Annotated in this window: 5 protein-coding genes and 1 pseudogene; all 6 read right to left on the reverse strand. The window is 55.4% G+C overall.

Annotation, left to right across the window (positions count from 1 at the left end; all coding sequences use genetic code 11):
• Window positions 1-12: 12 nt before the first annotated feature.
• The gene (rplB, locus tag PHF15_RS16845; protein ID WP_300123025.1) at window positions 13-837 is read right to left on the reverse strand and encodes a 50S ribosomal protein L2; all 825 of its coding nucleotides are present in this window, start codon (window positions 835-837) and stop codon (window positions 13-15) included.
• A gap of 2 nt (window positions 838-839) precedes the next feature.
• Window positions 840-1,166, reverse strand: coding sequence for a 50S ribosomal protein L23 (gene rplW, locus PHF15_RS16850; RefSeq protein WP_296493775.1), 327 nt, complete (start codon window positions 1,164-1,166; stop codon window positions 840-842).
• Complete coding sequence (rplD, locus tag PHF15_RS16855) at window positions 1,163-1,783, reverse strand: 50S ribosomal protein L4 (RefSeq protein ID WP_300123027.1); 621 nt, start codon at window positions 1,781-1,783, stop codon at window positions 1,163-1,165. Before rplD ends, rplW begins: the two co-directional genes overlap by 4 nt.
• The gene (rplC, locus tag PHF15_RS16860) at window positions 1,783-2,463 is read right to left on the reverse strand and encodes a 50S ribosomal protein L3 (RefSeq protein WP_300123029.1); all 681 of its coding nucleotides are present in this window, start codon (window positions 2,461-2,463) and stop codon (window positions 1,783-1,785) included. Before rplC ends, rplD begins: the two co-directional genes overlap by 1 nt.
• A gap of 202 nt (window positions 2,464-2,665) precedes the next feature.
• Window positions 2,666-2,980, reverse strand: coding sequence for a 30S ribosomal protein S10 (rpsJ, locus tag PHF15_RS16865; protein ID WP_028250951.1), 315 nt, complete (start codon window positions 2,978-2,980; stop codon window positions 2,666-2,668).
• Window positions 2,981-2,989: 9 nt separating this feature from the next.
• A pseudogene (locus PHF15_RS16870) lies at window positions 2,990-3,115 on the reverse strand (elongation factor Tu); the annotation flags it as partial.

Genomic DNA, 3,115 nt, shown 5'->3' on the forward strand with positions numbered 1-3,115 from the left:
TTTACCTACCCCTTACTTCTTGCGACGCGACACGATCATGACCTGCGTGCGCTTGTTGTTACGGGTACGGTAACCCTTGGTCAGATTACCCCAAGGATCGACTGGGTGACGGCCTTCGCCGGTCTTACCCTCGCCACCACCATGTGGGTGATCCACAGGATTCATGACCACACCGCGAACGGTCGGACGAATACCCATCCAGCGCTTCACACCGGCTTTGCCCAAACGGCGCAAGCTGTGCTCTTCGTTGGCAACCTGGCCCAAAGTGGCACGGCAGTCAATGTGGATCTTGCGCACTTCACCCGAGCGCATACGCACTTGGGCATAGGTGCCTTCGCGCGCCAGCAGCGTGGCAGAGGCGCCAGCAGAGCGAACCACTTGAGCACCCTTGCCAACCTGCAATTCGATGCAGTGAATGATCGAGCCCACCGGAATATTGCGGATCGGCAAGGAGTTGCCGACACGAATCGGCGCCTCGGATCCACTCATGATGGAACTACCTACCTCAAGACCGCGTGGCGCAATGATGTAGTGACGCTCTCCGTCGGCATAACACACCAGGGCGATGTGCGCAGAACGGTTGGGGTCGTATTCAATACGCTCGACCTTGGCAGCAATGCCGTCCTTGTTACGAAGAAAATCGACAACACGGTAGTGATGCTTGTGACCACCACCCTTGTGCCGGGTCGTGATGTGGCCGTTGTTGTTGCGGCCCGCCTGTTGAAACTGAGGTTCCAGCAACGGCGCGTAGGGCTCACCCTTGTGCAGGTGATCACGCGAAATCTTCACCATGCCGCGACGGCCTGGTGAAGTTGGTTTCATTTTGATAACAGCCATGATTAAGCAGCCTCCCCACCAAGGTTCAACTCTTGACCCGGTTTGAGCATGACGTAAGCCTTGCGCACGTTGTCACGGCGCCCGACCGACTTGCCAAAACGCTTGGTCTTGCCTTTGGTATTGACCACAGAAACGCCCTTGACTTCAACTTTGAACATCAATTCAACAGCCGCCTTGATTTCGGGCTTGGTTGCGTCCTGCAGCACCTTGAAGGTCACGGCATTGCTTTTTTCGGCTGCCATCGTTGCCTTTTCAGACACGATCGGAGCAACCAGCACCTGCATCAGACGACCTTCGTCGAATTTGAGATTTTGGGAACCGTGGCTCATGCGAACATCTCCTGGAGTTTGCCCATGGCAGCCTTTGTGACCAACACCTTGCGGTAGTGGACCAGCGACACGGGGTCAGCATAGCGGGGCTCAACCACCAAGATATTCACCAGGTTGCGGGATGCAAGGTACAGATTTTCATCAACCTCGTCTGCAATCACCAGCACCGAGTCAAGATTCATGGCCTTGAACTTGGAAGCCAATGCCTTGGTCTTGGGGGAGTCGACTGTGAGTGAATCCACCACAGCCAGACGGCCTTCGCGAGCCAACTGAGAGAAGATGGAGGCCATGCCGGCGCGGTACATCTTCTTGTTGATTTTTTGCGCGAAATTTTCATCAGGCATGTTCGGGAAAATCCGACCACCCCCACGCCACAGAGGCGACGACGTCATACCTGCACGCGCGCGACCCGTGCCCTTTTGCTTAAAGGGCTTCTTGGTCGAGTGGCGCACTTGTTCGCGGTCTTTTTGAGCGCGCGTGCCTTGACGGGCGTTAGCCTGAAAGGCGACGACAACCTGGTGAACCAGATCTTCGTTATAGGCGCGCCCAAAAACGGTTTCAGGCACATCGAGCTTGGAAGCTACCTGGCCTTGATCATTCAGGAGTTCGAGCTGCATCAGTTCGCTCCTTTCGCTTGGGCGGGTTGGGATTTGACGGCGGGACGCACAGTGACAAAGCCACCAGCCGAACCGGGGATCGCTCCCTTGATCATCAGCAGTTGACGCGCTTCGTCGATGCGAATCACATCGAGGTTTTGCGTGGTGACCAGATCGTCACCGAGGTGACCGGTCATGCGCTTGCCCGGAAACACACGTCCCGGATCTTGCGCCATACCAATGGAGCCCGGCACATTGTGCGAACGGCTGTTGCCGTGCGACGCACGCTGAGATTTCATATGGTGACGCTTGATGGTGCCAGCGAAACCCTTACCAATGGTCGTGCCTTGCACGTCCACTTTTTGACCGGCTGCAAAGACCGCCGCCACAGGCACCGTAGTACCCGCCTGGTATTGGGAAGCAATGTCCGCGGGGACGCGGAATTCACGCATAATTTCACCGGCTTCAACCCCCGCCTTGGCGAGGTGGCCAGCGGCCGGCTTGTTGACGCGCGAAGCTTTACGCGCACCAAATGTCACTTGCAAAGCGACATAGCCGTCATTCTCTTGGGTTTTGACCTGGGTCACGCGGTTGTTTGATACATCGACCACGGTCACCGGGATTGAAGCCCCATCGTCCGTGAACAAACGCATCATGCCAACTTTGCGCCCCAGCAACCCTAAGTGATTGCTAAGACTCATTGTTTTCTCCGTAACTTTCACCGGTGCAACTTCAATTGGCTGCACACGTTTTTGTGTGAAAGACTGTTAATAAAACTCTGCCGCCATGACTGACATAACAGCAGAGCCTGCGAGTATAGCGCAACTTGCCAAGCTGGCAAGTCACAACCGGACTCAAAAGAAGCAACCAACATCCTGTGAAGGTATTGACTGCCACATTTTTTTACTGCAACTTGATTTCGACGTCAACGCCAGCAGGCAAATCGAGCTTCATCAAGGCATCTACCGTTTTATCGGTCGGGTCGACGATGTCCATCAGACGTTGGTGCGTGCGAATTTCAAACTGGTCGCGGCTGGTTTTGTTGACGTGCGGTGAACGCAGAATGTCAAAACGCTTCATGCGAGTTGGCAAAGGCACGGGGCCCTTGACAATCGCACCGGTGCGCTTGGCGGTATCGACGATTTCTGCGGCAGATTGGTCGATCAATTTATAGTCGAACGCCTTCAGGCGAATGCGGATTTTTTGTTTGGTTGCCATAGTAGTTCCTTACGCAATCACCTTGGCCACGACACCGGCGCCGACAGTACGACCGCCTTCACGGATGGCAAAGCGCAGGCCTTCTTCCATGGCGATCGGGGCAATCAGCTTGACCGTGATCGACACGTTGTCACC

It is taken from the genome of Rhodoferax sp. (assembly GCF_028689295.1).
GTDB lineage: Bacteria > Pseudomonadota > Gammaproteobacteria > Burkholderiales > Burkholderiaceae_C > Rhodoferax.